The organism is Pseudoalteromonas sp. SWYJZ12 (genome assembly GCF_015864395.1).
In the GTDB taxonomy this organism is placed as follows: domain Bacteria; phylum Pseudomonadota; class Gammaproteobacteria; order Enterobacterales; family Alteromonadaceae; genus Pseudoalteromonas; species Pseudoalteromonas arctica.
The window spans coordinates 40,947-59,190 of sequence record NZ_JADYXH010000022.1 but is presented as its reverse complement, the minus strand read 5'-3'; the positions used below and the strand labels follow the sequence as shown (position 1 = coordinate 59,190).

General features: G+C 37.9%; 19 protein-coding genes and 2 tRNA genes. 6 read left to right on the top strand and 15 right to left on the bottom strand.

The features are described 5' to 3' along the window. Window positions 1-6: 6 nt before the first annotated feature. Complete coding sequence (locus I6F42_RS17590) at window positions 7-372, bottom strand: hypothetical protein (RefSeq protein WP_231609258.1); 366 nt, start codon at window positions 370-372, stop codon at window positions 7-9. A gap of 101 nt (window positions 373-473) precedes the next feature. Further along, window positions 474-659: a hypothetical protein gene (locus I6F42_RS17585; protein WP_197152933.1), complete on the bottom strand. Its 186-nt coding sequence runs from the start codon at window positions 657-659 to the stop codon at window positions 474-476. A 201-nt stretch (window positions 660-860) separates the two neighbouring features. Here I6F42_RS17585 and I6F42_RS17580 point away from each other — a divergent pair, with 201 nt between their 5' ends. Next, entirely contained in the window at window positions 861-1,451 is a 591-nt protein-coding gene (locus tag I6F42_RS17580) for a DUF938 domain-containing protein (RefSeq protein WP_039488722.1), read from the top strand. Here I6F42_RS17580 and I6F42_RS17575 read toward each other — a convergent pair. The 4 genes from I6F42_RS17575 to I6F42_RS17560 form a co-directional block, all read right to left on the bottom strand. After that, window positions 1,428-2,567, bottom strand: a complete 1,140-nt coding sequence (locus I6F42_RS17575; RefSeq protein WP_197152932.1) for a GNAT family N-acetyltransferase — start codon at window positions 2,565-2,567, stop codon at window positions 1,428-1,430. The genes I6F42_RS17580 and I6F42_RS17575 overlap by 24 nt on opposite strands. Window positions 2,568-2,573: 6 nt before the next feature. Further along, window positions 2,574-3,962, bottom strand: coding sequence for a carboxylesterase (locus I6F42_RS17570; protein WP_197152931.1), 1,389 nt, complete (start codon window positions 3,960-3,962; stop codon window positions 2,574-2,576). After that, window positions 3,952-6,672: an ATP-binding protein gene (locus tag I6F42_RS17565; protein WP_197152930.1), complete on the bottom strand. Its 2,721-nt coding sequence runs from the start codon at window positions 6,670-6,672 to the stop codon at window positions 3,952-3,954. Before I6F42_RS17565 ends, I6F42_RS17570 begins: the two co-directional genes overlap by 11 nt. 72 nt (window positions 6,673-6,744) lie before the next feature. Further along, window positions 6,745-7,200 (bottom strand): Lrp/AsnC family transcriptional regulator, encoded by a 456-nt coding sequence (locus I6F42_RS17560; protein WP_007579788.1) that lies wholly within the window; start codon window positions 7,198-7,200, stop codon window positions 6,745-6,747. A gap of 136 nt (window positions 7,201-7,336) precedes the next feature. On the opposite strand from I6F42_RS17560, the gene I6F42_RS17555 reads away from it, so the two are divergent. Both I6F42_RS17555 and I6F42_RS17550 read left to right on the top strand, forming a co-directional pair. Beyond that, the gene (locus I6F42_RS17555; protein ID WP_024589494.1) at window positions 7,337-8,506 is read left to right on the top strand and encodes a monodechloroaminopyrrolnitrin synthase PrnB family protein; all 1,170 of its coding nucleotides are present in this window, start codon (window positions 7,337-7,339) and stop codon (window positions 8,504-8,506) included. A 1-nt stretch (window position 8,507) separates the two neighbouring features. Next, the gene (locus I6F42_RS17550) at window positions 8,508-9,632 is read left to right on the top strand and encodes an aminotransferase class V-fold PLP-dependent enzyme (RefSeq protein WP_197152929.1); all 1,125 of its coding nucleotides are present in this window, start codon (window positions 8,508-8,510) and stop codon (window positions 9,630-9,632) included. Here I6F42_RS17550 and I6F42_RS17545 read toward each other — a convergent pair. The 4 genes from I6F42_RS17545 to I6F42_RS17530 all read right to left on the bottom strand — a co-directional run bounded on the left by I6F42_RS17545 (window position 9,616) and on the right by I6F42_RS17530 (window position 11,191). Beyond that, window positions 9,616-10,104: a DUF4124 domain-containing protein gene (locus I6F42_RS17545; protein ID WP_007579794.1), complete on the bottom strand. Its 489-nt coding sequence runs from the start codon at window positions 10,102-10,104 to the stop codon at window positions 9,616-9,618. The genes I6F42_RS17550 and I6F42_RS17545 overlap by 17 nt on opposite strands. A 491-nt stretch (window positions 10,105-10,595) precedes the next feature. Further along, window positions 10,596-10,688: transfer RNA gene (locus I6F42_RS17540), tRNA-Ser, on the bottom strand. 52 nt (window positions 10,689-10,740) lie between these two features. Next, window positions 10,741-10,831, bottom strand: a tRNA-Ser gene (locus tag I6F42_RS17535). A 219-nt stretch (window positions 10,832-11,050) separates the two neighbouring features. Further along, window positions 11,051-11,191, bottom strand: a complete 141-nt coding sequence (locus I6F42_RS17530) for a hypothetical protein (RefSeq protein ID WP_010554841.1) — start codon at window positions 11,189-11,191, stop codon at window positions 11,051-11,053. A gap of 327 nt (window positions 11,192-11,518) precedes the next feature. On the opposite strand from I6F42_RS17530, the gene I6F42_RS17525 reads away from it, so the two are divergent. Beyond that, the gene (locus I6F42_RS17525; RefSeq protein WP_197152928.1) at window positions 11,519-12,388 is read left to right on the top strand and encodes a diacylglycerol kinase family protein; all 870 of its coding nucleotides are present in this window, start codon (window positions 11,519-11,521) and stop codon (window positions 12,386-12,388) included. A gap of 37 nt (window positions 12,389-12,425) precedes the next feature. Here the strand turns inward: I6F42_RS17525 and I6F42_RS17520 are convergent, their stop codons facing one another. Continuing rightward, window positions 12,426-13,355 (bottom strand): DMT family transporter, encoded by a 930-nt coding sequence (locus I6F42_RS17520; RefSeq protein WP_169044528.1) that lies wholly within the window; start codon window positions 13,353-13,355, stop codon window positions 12,426-12,428. A 102-nt stretch (window positions 13,356-13,457) separates the two neighbouring features. Here I6F42_RS17520 and I6F42_RS17515 point away from each other — a divergent pair, with 102 nt between their 5' ends. Further along, the gene (locus tag I6F42_RS17515) at window positions 13,458-14,900 is read left to right on the top strand and encodes a PLP-dependent aminotransferase family protein (protein ID WP_007579799.1); all 1,443 of its coding nucleotides are present in this window, start codon (window positions 13,458-13,460) and stop codon (window positions 14,898-14,900) included. A 238-nt stretch (window positions 14,901-15,138) separates the two neighbouring features. On the opposite strand, the gene I6F42_RS17510 is transcribed toward I6F42_RS17515, so the two are convergent. Continuing rightward, on the bottom strand, window positions 15,139-15,933 hold the full coding sequence (locus tag I6F42_RS17510) for a YggN family protein (protein WP_010554844.1): 795 nt from the start codon (window positions 15,931-15,933) through the stop codon (window positions 15,139-15,141). Window positions 15,934-16,321: 388 nt separating this feature from the next. Between I6F42_RS17510 and I6F42_RS17505 the strand changes: the two genes are divergently transcribed. Further along, window positions 16,322-16,507, top strand: a complete 186-nt coding sequence (locus I6F42_RS17505) for a PA3496 family putative envelope integrity protein (protein WP_007579801.1) — start codon at window positions 16,322-16,324, stop codon at window positions 16,505-16,507. Between the two features lie 118 nt (window positions 16,508-16,625). Here I6F42_RS17505 and I6F42_RS17500 read toward each other — a convergent pair whose 3' ends face one another. The 3 genes from I6F42_RS17500 to I6F42_RS17490 all read right to left on the bottom strand — a co-directional run bounded on the left by I6F42_RS17500 (window position 16,626) and on the right by I6F42_RS17490 (window position 18,196). Further along, window positions 16,626-17,123 carry a glutathione peroxidase gene (locus I6F42_RS17500; protein WP_197152926.1) on the bottom strand — a complete coding sequence of 166 codons (498 nt, stop codon included), beginning with the start codon at window positions 17,121-17,123 and terminating at the stop codon, window positions 16,626-16,628. A 72-nt stretch (window positions 17,124-17,195) separates the two neighbouring features. After that, window positions 17,196-17,495: an AzlD domain-containing protein gene (locus I6F42_RS17495; protein ID WP_004335020.1), complete on the bottom strand. Its 300-nt coding sequence runs from the start codon at window positions 17,493-17,495 to the stop codon at window positions 17,196-17,198. Continuing rightward, on the bottom strand, window positions 17,492-18,196 hold the full coding sequence (locus I6F42_RS17490; RefSeq protein WP_197152924.1) for an AzlC family ABC transporter permease: 705 nt from the start codon (window positions 18,194-18,196) through the stop codon (window positions 17,492-17,494). Before I6F42_RS17490 ends, I6F42_RS17495 begins: the two co-directional genes overlap by 4 nt. Window positions 18,197-18,244 lie beyond the last annotated feature (48 nt).

Sequence of the window (18,244 nt, the reverse complement as noted above, 5' to 3'; positions counted from 1 at the left end):
TGCTCCTTAAAAAGGGTTGAATTCGTGACTAAGAATACGAGCTTCACGCTCAAGTATTAAAAATTGTGCAGTATTGTTATGCACTTTATAAAACCGTTTTAGTGCTAATAAAGGTTTGTATAACTGCTCTAAACATTGTTTACGAATAGCATTATGTATAAGAGGGTCGCACATTTTGTTCATAATTTCATGGTGTGTGCGTCTAAGATAAAACTCTTGAAGCAAGGGATTACGTTGTTGCTCAAATTTTTTGGCGACGTTAAGGGCGGTTTCTATGTAATCGGCAACGAGCATGGGTGCATGCAGGCCAGGTCTTAAGCAATGGCAAGAGAGTTCTTGATGGTAACGATGCTGGGCATAATTTGAAGACATAAAAAAACCGACTCAAGTTAACGATAATAGTTATCATTACATTTAATCGGTTTCAGTGTAAACAGTTATTATAAAAATTATTTGCGATACTAATTTGAGTTTTAATTGTAGCCAAGAATAAATATCTGATCTGTTTCATGTTTGGTCATCGCCTGTTGATTATGTTTAGGGTGCGAAAGTAAATCGATTACTGTAGCTCTCATATCAACGGCGTAACTATGATCGTCGGTGGTTTTTTCGGTTATAGCAGTAGCTGCGTCTACAGCGGTATAAGGGGGTATATGCATAATTTTATCCTTTGAAATTTAATATAAGTTAAACCACTTTAGTGGGTTAGTTATATAAAAGCATATTACGTACCAATCGTAATAAATTAACTCAACCATATGATAGTTATAGTGTTTAAAAATTATCTTTTTTTCATCACGACAAAATAAGCTAAATTTGCTTTACTGTTGTGCATTAATCTACAATTTTGGTGCACAGTAATGACAAAGCCATTTTCACAAGCCTGTGAAAACAATAAAACCCCTATTTTAGAGCAATTAAAGGACGTATTAAAAAATACTAAAACAGTACTCGAAGTTGGCTCAGGAACCGGCCAGCATAGTGTTTTTTTTGCAGAGCAATTACCACATTTACAATGGCATACAAGTGATCGCGCTATAAACCACGAAGGGATTAATTTATGGCACCGCGAAGCTAATTTAACTAATTTGCATGCACCACTTGAGCTTGATTTAAATAATGAGTGGCCAGTAGATAAGGTTGACGCTATTTATACTGCAAACACATTTCATATTGTAAGTTGGCAATTAGTTGAGCGTTTTTTTGACGGTGTTAAACGCCACTTAAATAGCGACGGTATGTTGTGTATTTATGGGCCATTCAAATACCAAGGTGAATTTACCAGCCCAAGTAATGATGACTTTAGTGCCTTTTTAACAGAGCGTGATCCGTTAAGTGGAATAAGAGATTTTGAAGCAGTTGAACAACTAGCTAAGCAAGCAGGGCTTACGCTTATTAGCGATACAGCCATGCCTGCAAATAATCAGTTACTCGTTTTTAAACGGCAGTAATGAGCTACATTGCTCTTTATATATATCAATATGGCCGCGTTCACGCTTTAAGTAGTCGCTTATTGCATTACTGAAGTCGCCATCAACAATATGGTGAGCAGAGTAGGTAAGCACGGGTTCAAATCCGCGTGCTATTTTGTGCTCACCTTGTGCACCCGAATGAAAACAGTTGAGTTTATGCTTTATTGCAAACTCAATACCTTGGTAATAACACAATTCAAAGTGCAGCGAATCTACTTCCTCACTTGCTCCCCAGTAGCGTCCATAAAGCGTATTTTTACCTACTAAACTAAGTGTTGCAGCAATCACTTTATCGTCTCTTTTGGCCAGCATAATAACGAGAGTATTAGCCATTAAGGCATGTAAAAGCGTAAAAAACTCCATATTTAAATAGCCCAAATGACCAGAGCGCTTTAAGTAGGTACGCTGATAAAACTCACAAAACAATTGCATTATCTCGGGCGTAATTTGCGTTCCTTGCAGCCATTCAATATCAATATTCTGTTGCGCTATTTTAGCTCGCTCTTTTTTAAGTGACTTACGTTTTCGTGAGCTAAGCATCTGCAAAAAGTCGTCAAAGGATTCATAACCTTTATTAAACCACTGAAATTGCACACCCACTCTTAACATGGCGTGTTGCTCAGTTAATGATGTTGCTTGAGCTTGATCGCAAAAGTTAACATGCCATCCCGACCATCCTTGCTCAGCACTGTGTAAGCTAAGTTGCTCTGTAATGTATTGATATACCGCATTTGGATTAGCGTGCTCGATAGCAATGCGCTTGCCTTCAATAGGGCTAAAAGGAATGCCAGATAGCCACTTGGGATAATATTCTAAACCGTGTTTTTCGTATGCCTCAGCCCATGCCCAGTCAAATACATACTCGCCGTATGAATGACTTTTTAAATACCCGGGTGCAAGTGCAACGAGCGTATCACTTTCAAAAATAGCGAGGTGATGGGGCTGCCAACCACTTTTTTGTGTTACGCATTGGCTTTGTTCAAGGGCATATAAAAAAGCATGTTGAGTAAATGGTTCATCACCAAATAAACGTTGCCACTGCGCCTGATCAATCTCATTAATACTGTTAAACCATTGGTGCGAAAACGTTCCCATGACTACTTACCTTGTAGTTGTTCTAAGCTGTTCTACGTTTTTAATAAACGTACTAATTTGCATTTTAAGCTCGGTAAAATGAGGATTATAAGTTAAGCGCTGTAAAGCCGGATAGTGTTTTAAGTTGGCGCTTGTACGCTCTCCTAGTTGTGGATTTTTTGTTGTTTTACATGTTTTGTACAGGGACTCGTCGTTAATAAAGCTGCCACAATTACGATAGGTTGCGTTAATTCCATAATGTGGATTTTGCGGTGAGTTAACAACAGCAATATGCGACATACCATGAACTTTTTTACACTGAGACGTTGTGCATTGCGGATTATTTACTGTGTAGTCACTAGCAAAGTCTGGCGGTAAAATATCAGTGCTTCCATAAAGTACTAAAGTATCGAGCGACTTATATTTTACTGAATTACCTTGGTGTAATGCACTCAATAACTTTAGCGTGGCACGCGTATCTATCGTAGTATCAATATCGCTAAGTACACTAAAAATAGGTAATTTAAGTGCAGGGCGTTTGTTCAAGCTACTTATGCTTGCAAGTGACATTGCATCGTACGAAGCGGCAGCTGCATTTAAAGGAAATGATTCATACTTAGCAAAGTCTACATCGGCGTCTTTATCTATCCAATTAACAAAGGGTATGGCATCAATCCACTTTGCTATCCAGCCGTACTTATTATGTGGCTCGGAGCCTGGCGAATAAAGCATAAGCGCTTTAATTTTAGGGGATACAGTGTGTTTGGTTGCGTAATCAAGAAGTAACGCTGCACCGGTAGAGTAACCTGCGAGTATCACCTCATCAAAGTCTTGCACCGAGCGTTCAATACCGTATTTTATTGCTTGTTGCCATTGGCTAACGTCTACATTGAGTAAAGCACTTGCGGCGCTTCCATGTCCTGGTAATAAAATAGTACGCACAGTATAGCCTTGCTGATAATACACTTGTGCTAAATCGTGATACGTAAAGGGGGAGTCAGTTAGTCCGTGGATTAATAGCGCAACTTTATTGCTGTTTGGATGCGTAAGCTCAAAAGGGGCAATAATATCTGCAATAGTAGGGTCAGGTTTTCGCTTACCCTGTATTACTAATTGCTGATACGTTTGTGTAATAACAGGGCATGGCATATTTGCACGTGGATTGGCTTTATTTATATGTTTATATGCAAAATCTAAGTAATCGTTAAATGGTAAAATGGCGTGGTAATTAAAGCGCTGATGGTTGTGCTCATTTTCAAAGCGTAATAAGCCTTGTTGCTTACTTTTTGTTATAAATTTAAAGTCGCTCGCCTGCGATATACAGTTTTGAGCGACAGCTGTATGAGAAAAAAGACTTAAAACAAAACCAAAAAATACTCTTAAAACTATTCTTAAAATTAAACCACTATTGTTCATTAACTTCTGCATATTGGACAAGACACTCGGTTAGCTTAATGAGTTCAAGCGGTTTTGCAAGATGTTGATTAAATCCAACTGCTTGTGCATGTGCTTTATCCTCTGGCATTACGTCGGCAGTTAAAGCAATAATAGGGAGTTCTTGTTTGGTTTTAAACTGCCGAATCAGTGCAGTTGCTCTATAGCCATCCATTATAGGCATTTGGCAATCCATAAGGACTAAATCAAAATGTTGTTTTTTCACTATATCGACCGCCAACTCACCGTTTTCTACCATATACGGCATAATCCCTAACGAGCCAAGCATCGCTTTAATAACCATTTGATTTACTGGGTTATCCTCTGCGACCAAAATGTCTAGCGAAGTAATATTAGTATTATCAAATGTAATAACATGTTCTTTTTTAGGTTCTGTTGTTTCTAATCGCATTGAAAATGTAAAAGTAGAGCCTTTATCTATTTCACTTTTAAGGGCTATTTCTCCCCCCATTAATTGGCTTAGCTCTTTTGCTATTGTTAAGCCAAGTCCTGTACCGCCAAACTGCCTTGAGGTAGAACTATCAGCTTGGGTAAATGCGTTAAATAATTTTTTATGCTGGCTTGGTTTTATACCTATTCCGGTATCACTAACGTTTATAACAAGTTGTACTTTATTGGCGGCAGTAAACTCTGTTTCTATGTTTAAAGTAACGCTGCCTTGGCTTGTAAATTTAATCGCGTTACTACATAAATTAAGTAATACCTGCTCAATTCGCATAGGATCACCAATAAACCAGGTATTTAAAGGTAACTTTGAGTTAACTTGCCAGTTAATACCTTTGTTAACTGCGCTTTGTTCAAACATATTGTCTATGCGTGTTATTAAGGCACCTAGGTCGAATGCAATAGATTCAATAACTAACTTTTGGGATTCTATTTTTGATATATCAAGAATGTCATTAATTAAGTTTAATAAACTTTTAGATGATGAGTTTATTTTATCTAAATAGCCAATGAGTGTACTTGCACTGTCTGTTTCTCGAGCAAGTGAAGAAAAACCAATAACGGCGTTTAATGGTGTACGTATTTCGTGGCTCATATTCGCTAAAAATTGGCTTTTAGCCTGATTAGCTAAATCAGACTGCTGCTTTGCTTGTGCGAGTGAGTGTGTACGCTCTGCAACTTGACGTGTAAGTGCAATCTGTTGCTGATTAAACAGCAGTAAAACCATTAAAATTAAAGAACATACGGCAACTTGAAGTATGAGCAATAATAGAGTTAGTTGACTATTATGTTGTGTTAAAAAGCTTTCTTTAAGGGCTAGTTTTACAATCCATTTTTGCCCTGCAAAGTCCACGTCAAACGACATTAAACGGCTGCCTTTGGCTTGCTGAACATCCTGAGAGTAATTACTATAAAACGGCGGTGTGTTTGTATCTTCGTATATACCAATCGAAAACATATCAGACTGTTCTTTAGAAATGGCCTGCTCAATAATACTACGCACTAAAAATATACCAGTGGCATAGCCTTTAATTGTTTTTTCATCGTTATATTGGGAGTACACAGGGGCAAATAATAAATAGGCTGGTTTAGGTTGTTTGGTTTGCACCAACTGAATTATTTTAGTTCCGACTGGCATGTACTTTATAGCGGGGTTAAGCAGAGAGTTTTTTCGATCAGGGTTTGAAAATACATTAAAGCCAATAGCTTTTTGATTACCATTAAAAGGAGCTATGTATTTTACTATAACAAGGGGATCGTTAATTTCAAGAGGTTCGCCAACTATATCAATATCTAAATGGTAAATGTTTGATATTTCTTGAGCAAAGACTTCGCGTTGATCTTGAGGTATTTTTGCATTCCACGATAAAGCGTTAATAAACTCGTATTGAGTTAGTAACTGACTAGCATAAGAATAAAAATCTTGCTGGCTCAGCATGGGAGATGATTGAACCTGACTTGCTAAGCTCTGCACTGCAATAATACTGCGATTTGTATATCTATAAAGGCTGTTTTCTATAACGTGGACTTCACGTTCGGCAATTTTAATAGTGCTTATACGATTTTCCTGATCGTATAATTGTGTTGTTACCGCGACTGATAAAAATAAAACTGAGCATACTGCAATTGTCGGAAATGCCGATATAGTATGTTGATTAGACTTTTGTGGTAATAAAGAAAGTAAAAACGGAGTCGCAATTAATACCCCTAATGTATCGCCAAGCCACCAGTAAATAACATTATTCCAATGATTATCAATACTGTAAATCGAGTTAAATTGACTCAGTGCGAATACGCCAAAGTTAGCTGAAATTAAGCTGACCAATATGGCTATGACTAAAATAAAGTAAATTATATTCTTGCGCTTTTTAAAGCGCAGCGGGTGACCAAGCCAATACTTTAAAAGAGCTGCGCCGACCATTGCCTGTATAACAACACCAAAGGCGATATACATAGCCTCGTTGAATGAGTTGCCGACCAGGACTAGCTCATGAGCTGAACTATCAAAAATATTTAGGTTAAACGCAATTGCAGCTACAAATAAAGGCGGGATAAAGCGCCACCACCAAATATAACAACCGACTAGAGCTATGCCGGCAGGTAACCAAATTGGAATTATTTGCGAGTTAAAAGCAAGTTTAGTGAGTGCTATGCCGACTAAAAAATATGCTAAAGCAAACATGATGTAAAAAATAATGGAATGATTTTTAGAGTTAAAATTTTTCACATAAGGTCCAAGCAATTATTATTATCGTTTTGAAATATCAGTATAGCTAACAGTAAGTTATTTTGGTTATTTTTATAATGGTAACTGTTTTTTGCTAAATGACTGCTTTAACACGACTGTTGATTCTATATTTGCAATACAACTTAAACTACCTAGTTGATGTTTTACAAATGTTTCGTAGCTCTCAAGATCATGTGCAATGATTTTTAATAAATAATCATAGCTTCCTGATATTACACAACACTCTAATACATGTGGTAATTTTTCTACATGTTGCTCAAATTGCTCTGCAGCACTTACCGAGTTTTGGCTTAATCGTACAAACGCATATACCAACACATTAAGGTTAAGTGCTTTAGGATTTATGGCGGCGTGGTAGCCGGTAATAATGTTTTCTTGCTCTAACTTTTTTATACGCCTTAGGCAAGGTGTATCCGATAGGTTGATACTGCTGGCCAAATCTGAAACCGACATACGAGCTTGGCTTTGCAGTGCAATGAGTAATTGCTGGTCTTTTTTATCTAACATAGTTGTCGGCTTTTATTAATTATTTTTATATTTGTAGTGATTATTGCTAAGTATTGCAATTTTTACTAATTTTTTTGGCGTTTTACCCTCATTGAACTCTGTTAGCATTTAACTATAAAAATAATAGAGCACAACAATGAACACACATACCGCTATTTTTGATCACTGGATACGAACAGAGTTTGTCACTTTAAATAGTGAATTAGAGCAGCTTTATTGGCAGCAAACCGATAAAGCAAATGTAGAAGGAATAGGTGAGGCCTTAAAGCAACAATTAGAAAAAGAAGGCAACGCATTAATTAGCAATTTATTAGCCGAGGGAAACACAGATCAAGGCTTTGATAGCGCTTTTGACTTACTCGGTAACGTAGGATTGTTTATGGCGGCGTGTAGGCGCCATGAAATTACTGAGCCAAGCAGAGAAACTACTTCGCCACTAATTGAAGCCTCAGCGCTTGCTATGCATATAGGCGCATCCATTGGCGTAACCCCTCGTTTTGCTACCGCCCACTTAACTACTCATAACAAAGCACTTAACGGTATTTATAAACGATTTACCAATTTACCTGATGAAAAGCTATTTCTTGATTACAACACTCAAGGCATTTTGGCCTACAAACGGGCAAGTGATGCATTATTAAAAATATTGCCGTTAGGTATTTCACATCCCTTGTGTGGTGAGTTATTAAAAGTAGCTAAACAAGCGCTTATAGATGTAATTGAGTCAAACAATGCACTTTATTCTGAGCTCGATACAGATCGATTTTTTAACTGCGTTCGCCCTTATTATAAACCGTACCGTGTAGGTAAAGAGGTTTACAGAGGTGCAAATGCTGGTGACTTTGCAGGTATTAACGTGATTGATATGTTACTAGGGCTTTGTAGCGCAAATGAGCCTAGTTACTCGCAAATGCTGGTGGATAAGTTTTTATATATGATGCCAGAGGATCAACAAATCCTACGAGAAGCCATGCGTATGCAAAGCTTTATGGATGACTTTTTACAAGCAGAGCAATATAAAAATACAGATTGGTTTAAAAGCCACGCAACGTTATTTATCCAAGTGTGTAAATTACATGGTGACACCGCAGTCGGTCATCATAATCAACTGGTTGAAAAGTTTATTGCTCAGCCCTCAAAAAATATGCAACAGCAGCATATGAGCAAGGTAACAGCAAGTGGTCCGCCGCTTCATGTGTTACTTGATTCGCTCGAAAAATTAAGAGATAGGCGGGCCAGTGCCAAACGCGACGATATAAAAACACGTTTTGACGATCTAAATACACTTAAAAAATGGGTTAAATAGCATGCTTAAAAATGATTTTTGTATGGCTGATGGCTGTTATTTACTAAACCACTCGGTAGGGCGTCCTCTTAAAAATACGCAGCAATATTTAGCTCAGCACTACTTTTTACCGTGGGAGAGCTCAAATAAAGAACCTTGGCAACAATGGCTGCCCGCAGTTGAGCAATTTACTACCGCGCTTGGTAAGTTATTTAATGCGCCTAGTTCGCAGTTTTGTCCTCAGGTTAATTTATCAAGTGGCTTAACAAAGTTGCTTATGTCGCACCCACGGTTACAGCAAAAAAATTGTAAAGTGCTAATGGCACAAAGTGATTTTCCGAGCATGGGTTTTGCAATGCAAAAAGCATTACCAGAGTGCGCACAAATTATGTTTATACCAGAGCACGAAAACCTAACTGATATTAGTGTTTGGCAGCGTTATATAACCGCCGACATCGATTTAGTTTTTATAAGTCATGTGTATTCAAATATAGGTGTACAGGCGCCTGTATACGATATTGTAGCTATAAGTAAATTAACCAATAGTTTATCAATAGTTGATGTTGCTCAATCAGCGGGTGTTATACCGCTTGATTTAAGCATACTCGATGCGGACTTTATGATTGGCTCGAGCGTTAAATGGTTATGTGGTGGCCCAGGTGCAGCTTATTTATGGGTTAACAAAAATCAAATAGAGTATTGTGAGCCTAAAGATGTGGGTTGGTTTTCGCATCAAAATCCATTTGAGTTCAATATAAACCACTTTGAATATAACGCCAGTGCGCTCAAATTTTGGGGGGGCACTCCCTCTGTAGCGCCTTATATTATTGCCGCAAATAGCATTGCTTACTTTGCAGAGCTAACTGCTCACAAGGTAAGGAATCATAATTTAGCTATGCTTACGCTTATTCATGAGCAACTAGGCAAATATGTTGCATCACCTATGAGTAGTGATAAATGCAGCGGGACAGTTATTTTGTTTTTTAACAAGCAGCAAGACCATGTACTTACAGCGCTTAATAAAGCGAAAGTCAGTGTAGATGCCCGTAAATTTGGGATACGAGTATCGCCACATATTTATAATACTCAAGAAGACGTTGCGCAGTTTATCTCGATAGTAAAACGAGCGCTTAAGGGTTTTGGCTAAGCTGCTGCTTTCTTTGTTTTAATGACTCTATTTTTTGCTGCGTTTGATTAATTGATGCGTCGTAAGCTTGCTTTAACGAATTTGTTTTAGTTGCGATAGCATCAGCAATAGACGAAGCGCCTAAACGATTGGCTTTATCTTGAGTCATGTAATCTATCTGCTGTTTTTTAGCTGCGTATTCTTTTTGGCTTTGTGCAATAGATAGCTCGAGACGCTTTATTTCTCGTTCTATTTGTTGAACTTCTAAGTAGTCATCCACAGAGGTGTCGGTAATACCTTTACCGGGCGTAGAGCTTTTGTATGCTTCAATTACGTTTATATCTTTAAGAGTAATAACTTGTGCATCTTTAGCGCAAGGCGTTTGGCTAAAGGTAGGAACGCCCTTAATTACACACTTATACACTGTTGTACTTTGTGCCAAGGTAAAAAATGGTGCTGCCGCGCAAACTGATAGCAATATGAACCGGATCATAGCTAAACCTAAAGTGGCTAAAGTTATGTTAATAATGCCCTAAGTTATTACTAGGCACAATTTGTTTAGTTTTTATAATTTTTAGGCACAAAAAAACCACAATCAAGTGGTTTAAATTAAGTATGGTGGAGAGGGAGGGATAGACTTGCTTGCATCCATGTAATCAATCGCTGCGCGACGCTTGCAGCGGCCCAAAATGTTCCAGACATTTTGTCGAACCCTGTCGAGGGTTCTCACCCTCCCAATTTAGTATCGGTGTTAAATTTTAGGCACAAAAAAACCACAATCAAGTGGTTTAAATTAAGTATGGTGGAGAGGGAGGGATAGATTTGCTTACATCCATGTAATCAATCGCTGCGCGACGCTTGCAGCGGCCCAAAATGTTCCAGACATTTTGTCGAACCCTGTCGAGGGTTCTCACCCTCCCAATTTAGTATCGGTGTTAAATTTTAGGCACAAAAAAACCACAATTAAGTGGTTTAAATTAAATATGGTGGAGAGGGAGGGATTCGAACCCTCGATAGAGCTACAAACTCTATACTCCCTTAGCAGGGGAGCTCCTTCGGCCACTCGGACACCTCTCCAACGCCATAACCGTTTGTATTGATGGAAGTAAAAAAGCCACCAATTAAAATATGGTGGAGAGATAGGGATTTGAACCCTAGATGGGCTATAAACCCATGCCGGTTTTCAAGACCGGTGCATTCGACCACTCTGCCATCTCTCCGTGACGCAGAATAATACTTAGGTGATACCGCTGTGTAAATAGCAAAATGACTGTTTGCCTAAAAAATGTACGTAAATGAGGTTTTTTTTGTAAATAAGGGGAAATTAAGGCAATTTTTAATAAAATAAATAGGTTGCAGCAAACAAGGGGGAGCTAAATAAGTGACTTCATTTAGTGGTTGAGTGTTCGCTGCACCGAAAAATAATCATGGTTGGGTGATTATTTATATTGAGCTGCGCCGCTAAGTGCTAGTCTTTTACCAATAGTGTTAAGTCTAGCTAACATTCTTGCTTTACGGTTAGTTGGTTTAACTGCTACTTGAGCTGCTGCTGTTTGATTTAATGTGTTAATTGGTTTCATTATTTTGCTCCGGGTTGTATATGTTGAAATCGCGTGCATTTTGCACGTTGTTTGATTAAAAAGACAACGATAAAAATTGAGCCTGACGGATTAGTTAAACTAATCCTTATTGATTTTATTAACGTGCGGTTCAGTGTTTTTTATTATGGTTTTTGCATAAATAGTTAAAATAAAATCGGCTTTACTCTCACCAATACTGGTGTTTGTGTGTGTTTTTATTTATTTATATGCATTTTAAATAAACTTTTTTGACTAGTTATTCAGATTAAAAAAACTCAATTAAACTCTTTTTTATTCGTTCTTAAATACATTGTTGGAAACAAAAGCTTGTCACTACTAATAATTATTAAACCAAGTACAAAAAAACAGAGTGAAAAATCACTAATATGGCTTAAAAGCATTTGTAAAAAACGCAGTTTTTCTTATTGTATGTTTACTACAACGGGAAACTTTAACGATGACTGCGCTCAAATAAGGTTGCTACTGAGTAAATTTACCAAAGTAGTTGTACTTGGCGGAGACGGTACATTGAGCTTGGCGGTTAATGCGTTAATAGGGAGTAGCTGTACGTTAGCATTATTGCCTTGCGGTACAGGTAACGATTTCTCGAGAGGGTTTAGTTGCAAAGAAGATGATTGGCGAAAGGCACTATTTAATACACCGACAGCAGTTGATGTAGGAAAAATTAATAGCCGCTATTTTATTAATATTGCAGGGGTAGGGTTTGATGCTCATGTAGTTAAAGCGATTAATGCTAAAGCTAGTTTTTCATCTTTTGATTACAGTTGGACGAGCATTAAGGAGCTATTTTATTATCAAGCTCAGCAGTTACAAGGTACGTTTAATAACGATGTTTGGCAGTATCAAAATTTAATTACCGTATTTGCTAATCATAAGTACTTTGGTGGTGGTCTAGAAATAGCGCCAAAAGCAGATTTAACTGATGGGCTGCTTGAGTGTTATCAAATGCGATCGGGTGGGCTTTTTTATAATGTAATAAGCTTTATGAAGTTATTTTTTAAGCGCCATCAGCATATAAAAAACCTTAACTACAGTCGCTTAAATACAGCTTCCATAAAAACTGAAGGGTTATTGATTGAAGCAGATGGTGAACTGGTAGGTAAAACTCCTGCCGTTATTAGTGTACATGGGCAGGCTTTACTTTTTCATATGCCAATAAAAAAGCGCCTACAGTAGGGTAGGCGCTTTTACGTTAGTTGCGTTAATAACGCGTCTAACTGGGGACGGAGCCACTTTTAGCCATTGCTCTATTAGCTAAAAAGGCGTTAATTCGTTTTGTTGGAGTAAGCACAATGGCGTTACCTAATAGCACTAGGCTAAATCCTGCAAAGGTATTTGCGTGCCATTCAAAGCCTTCAAAAAAGCTACTCAGTGTTACTGCCACTAATGGGAATAAAACAATAACGTAGCTGGCTTTTTCAGGGCCTATATTTCTAAGTAGAGCAAAGTAGCAACCAAAAGCGATTACAGTGCCAAATATTGATAGATAAAGTAGTGATAACCAGTAACTTGGTGGAGCGTTTAAACTAAATTGCACATTGTTCATTAATACATATAAAGCCAAGCCTATAGCGCTGTATAACATACCCCATGCATTGCCTTGCAATACACCAATTTGTTTACGAGAATTACGAACGCTTACCATATTTCCCAATGAAGCCACAAAGGTGCCACCGAGGGCAAGTAGTAACCCGACCAACGCACCATTACTCAAGTCGAACTGCTGTAACTGTGGCCAAAACAGACACGTAATACCTAATACAGCGAGTACAGCACCTGTATAAATTCGTTTTGAGATTGGCTTACCAAAAAATAACCGAGTATTGACTATGTTCATAACCAGCAGCATTGAAAAGGCAATAGAGGTCATGGCTGAGGTAAGGTGATTTTGTGCCCAGTAAAGCATTAAATAATTTAATCCAAAATTACAAATGGCTAATAAAACAAAAAAGCCATGATCCAGTAACTTAAATCGCATGTCGGGTTTTTTGTACGCTACATATAACCACATTAAAAGCGCTGCAATAGCAAAGCGATAAAATAACGATAACTCTACCGCAATATCACCTAACTGAAACTCTATGGCTAACCAAGTTGAGCCCCAAATTAAAACAGTTGTAATGTATAGCGCTGCACTTTTCATGGTTAGTCTCCAAAGCCCGATTGAATGGCTATTTTAAGACCTATCTGTATACTTACCATATACAGAAAAGTAAAAATGTAACCTATACAGATTTGGTGTGTGATGATAAGACAAAAAAATAGCCAAGGGCATGAGTTTTTATATCAGCAAGTTATTCAGTTGATTAGAGATATGAGCGCTCAACAAGTTTTACTCCCCGGCGAAAAACTTCCATCACTGCGTAAAATGGCAGATAACTTAAGCATAAGTATCCCCACTGTAAAACAGGCTTACCAGTCACTTGAAGATCAAGGGTTGGTAGAGGCGCGTGAAAAATCAGGATATTTTTTAAAAGTCGTTAGCATGGCGCACAATTTACCTAAGCGAGTTAAATTAAGTCGCGAACCTGTTGTGGTAAATAAACAAGCCTTAATAGAGCAGGTGTACAGCGCGATTCATCAAGCGAACGTAGTCCCTTTTGGTATCGCTAACCCAATTGCCGCAGCACCTACCGATAAAGCACTCGCCAGAAATATGCGCCGCGTAATGACAATTGCGGGCAGTAAAGCCATAAACTATGGCCCAACAGATGGGTTTGTACCGCTGAAAAAGCAATTAGTGCATCGCTATTTAGATTTTGGTATTGGCATTGATATGGACGAGCTTGTGATCACCAATGGAGCACAAGAAGCCATGGCTATTGCACTTAAGTGTGTAACAAAGCCAGGCGATGTAGTGGCTATTGAGACACCTTGTTATCACGGGATTATAGAGCTAATAGAAAGCTTAGGGCTTAAAGCGCTCGAAATACCACTGTGCCCAGATAATGGCATTTGGTTAAGCGATTTGGAGCGCGCTTTGAATGAGCATGACATAAAAGCGTGTTTATTCTCGACAGCAATTAGCAACCCTGTAGGCAGCTTTATGCCAGATACAAACAGGCAGCAGCTGGTGGAGTTACTCGAAAGCCACGACGTAGTGCTTATTGAAGATGACGTATACGGCGATTTATATTTTACGGCAAAACGAGGCACACCTGCTTTAGCGTACTCTAAAAAAGGATTAGTGATCAGTTGCTCATCTTTTTCTAAAACCGCAGCGCCTAGCTATCGTGTGGGTTGGGTCGTTGCCGGTAAATTTGCAACACAAGCGCGGCGATATAAACGAGCACTAAGCTGTTCTGCTTCGTTAATAAACCAATGGGCGTTATCAGAATTTATTGCCAGCGGCGAGTACGACCGTAACTTAAAGGTACTCAGGCAGCGCCTGCGCGATAACAAAGAGCGTATGCGATGGTGTTTACAACAAGCTATGCCAAAAAATACACGTATAAGCGATCCAAAAGGAGGCTGTGTAATGTGGCTAGATTTAGGAGGCGAATACGATAGTCAAAAATTATTTTTACTTGCTCTTGAGGTTGGTATTAGTATTACCCCTGGGCTTATTTTTTCAGCCTCTAATAAGTATAAAAGCTGCGTAAGGTTAAGTTATGGTGTGCCGTGGAGCGAGCAGATAGAGCAAGCAATTATTACTCTGGGTAAGCTCACTTTATTAGCTAAAAAGTAATACCAATCTGCTTATATATGGGGTCTATTTAACGTTAAGAAAATTACGCTAGAACTAGGCAAAAGTTTTTGTATCTAGTTGTTCTAAATAAAAAATTTTTAACGAAGTTATAGTGCAATTTAATTCGTTAAATTGATCAAAGATTTATGCAGGTTGGTATAAGTTTGGGAAACACAAAAAAGCAGCATTTAAGTAAACTTAAGTGCTGCCAAAGGGATGTTAAATAACGTTTGCTGTACTAATTCTGTTTAAAGCTAAATAATTGGTAACCTTTAAGCTCTGGCACTTGCATTACTAATTGCTCTTCTTGTTTTGCAATATCAGCAAAGTTTTCACATAAAGAGTTAGCTCTCTCTTCAAGTGCGCTTGCATGTAGCTCTACTTTTTCTTCTATTTGTGCACCCATATTTTCCATGCGTTGTTCAAAGGCATCCATATCGCCGCCTGAACCAAGTAACTCAGAACCTAAAGCCACTAAAATACTGCCCATTGATTGCATTACTGCTGATTCAACCGCTGTTTCTATCTGCTGCTCAAATTGTTGTTCAAAGTTTTCGCCAAATTGATTAAAACTTTGTTGGCCCATTACAAATGTACCTTGCTGGTAAAATGTATTTTCTACCTCAATTTTAATGTCGTCCATAAGCTCAGACATATTATCAAGACCGTCAATATTAAATGCATTGCCTACTTCTTCTAATGCCACACCGGCAATTTTAACACCCTCTAACGCTATATTAGCTACTTCAGGTAATTGAGTGCGTAAGCTGTCAGAGTACTTATTCAGTGCTTCGCGTTGTGAGCTATTAAGCGCTACAAGCTCGCCATTTACGGTTAAGTCACCATGGGTATTAAATTGCATAGTTTTATTATTGGCTGTAAAAATTTCTAATTCGTTTGGTTTAATACGTACATCGTTTTTAAATTCGACGTTACATTCATCGTTACTAAATGAAATTGCAGAATCGTTGTCGTTATGAGCCATAGCGGCTGGCGTACAAATTAATGCGCTAACTAATAGTAATTTTTTCATGTTTGTTCTCTACTTTTTGTTGATGACGATTAATTAATAACAAGTTTGATGCCAGTTTTATTTTTCCATAAAAAACAATTGATTAAGTGTTTTTCTTTATTTTTTAGCAAGTCAAAATAATTAATAAATAACTATTTTTTAGTCAAATTGGCTAACTAATAAAAATTAATAAATTTTATTTATCGATACGATAAAAAACTCTCACTTTCCTCAATTCAAATTTAGCGCTATTTATTCACATTACTGACATGAAGACTATTTACAGTAGTCGCGTGGCTTTATTTTGATGTTAATTTGCAGTGCACTTTGGCATTAAACATTTTTAATTTTACCGGCTATTGCGATAATAAAATCCTTGGTTGGTCTCAAACACTTTATGGAGTGGGTTGTGGGTAAGACATTTAGTTACGATGCGCTAGATGACGATTTTGTTGAAGACGAGTACGAAATGCTCGGACGTAATCAACACGATAAGAACAAGCAAAAGGTTAAAAAGAAGTTGGAAGACTACCTTGAGCAAAAACGCTTGCGTAAAAATCTAGGCGAAGACGATTTAAGCGATTACACCGATTAAATTTCACTAGTATAAATAAAATACCAATTAATATTGAGAGTTTAAATGTGCAGTTATGCGTATGTTTAAGTTTCAGTAGTATTGGCAATAAAGAGGCCTTGCGCCTCTTTATTACTTTTCAAAGCGTGCTTTTAGCCTGTGCCAAAGCTTTTTGAATTGTAAGTTCTAGCTTTTCGGGTTTAGTAAAAGGTGCATAACGTTTAATTGGTGTACCATCTGCGGCAATTAAAAATTTAGTAAAATTCCACTTTATTTTACGTGTTAAAAAACCAGGTAAAGCCGATTTCAAGTGACGAAATACAGGATGTGCATGCTCACCGTTTACATCTACTTTGGCCGCCATTAAAAAGCTCACACCAAAATTAAGTAAGCACCCTTGCTCTATTTGTGTTGCGTCGCCGGGTTCTTGCTGACCAAATTGATTGCACGGAAATCCCAGAATAACTAAACCTTGGCTGGCATATTTATTATGCAAAGCTTGAAGCGACTTGTATTGGTAGGTAAATCCACATTTACTTGCGGTATTAACAATAAGCACAACCTTCCCTTCAAAATCATTAAAGTTGATAGGTTGACCCTGCAAGCTTGTTGCGCTTAATTGATGGAATTTGTGCATATTGGCGTCTTTTTATTGTTGTTAGCCGCATTTTAACCTGAGTGCAGTATTTCATAAAGTATAAAGATCGCACTAATTTAAAATTAGAAATAGCCCCATACCGGCAAGCGTAGTGTAATAAATATTATGTGTTTTGTAGGCAACAATAATGGCGACTATTGCTGCGCTTAAATAAGGGTTTTGCCAGTTTAAGTTAATGCCATCTTCATTCAAAAACACGATAGGCACCCAAATTGCTGTAAGCACTGCTGGTGCGCTAAAGCTTAAAAATTGCTGCATTTTAGGGCCTACTTTAAACGGCAAAGCACGGTGTAAAAATAAATAACGCGTAAAAAATGTAATGCACGCCATGAGTAAAATAGTCGTCATCATGGCGTTACTTCCTTTTTAGTGGTTAGTCTTGCTGTGCTGTAACCTGCGGCCATTGCCAGCAGCGCTGAGCAAACAAGCCATAACTCAAATCCTGTGCTTTTTAAAAGCGTTGCGCTAATGCCTGCTACAATTACCGTAACGAGTGAGGCCAAATTTTTAATGCCCGGAATAACCAAAGCTATAAACGTGGCAGCAATGGCAAAGTCGAGCCCTAAATTAGTTAAATCGGGCAGCATTGTGCCTGCTACAATGCCAATTAACGTCCAAATATTCCATGCAATATAAAAGCTAAAACCAGCGCTCAATGCGTATATTAAACGTGTTTTTGTTCTGTACGCTTTTCTATGGTGAGAAAATGCAAATAACTCATCGGTTAATACAAAACTTACTGGTAAGCGCCAACGCATAGGTTGGTCAATTACCTTATGACGTACAGCTAAACCGTATAAAAAGTGCCGAGAGCTAATAATAAATGTTGTGAATAAAATTGTGAGCAATGGTGTGTTGCCCGCTACAAGTTCAATTGCAACAAGCTGTGCAGAGCCTGCAAAGACTAATAACGACATTGCTTGGGTTTCTAGTGCACTAAAGCCATTTTGAATCGCTAAAGAACCACATAAAATGCCCCAAGGAACAACAGCTAAACACAGTGGTAGCATATCTAAAAAGCCTTTTAAAATAGCTTTTTTAACTGGTTGCATGATATTTACTCGCACGGCTTGTAGAATGGCTCATAAGGATACCTTAAT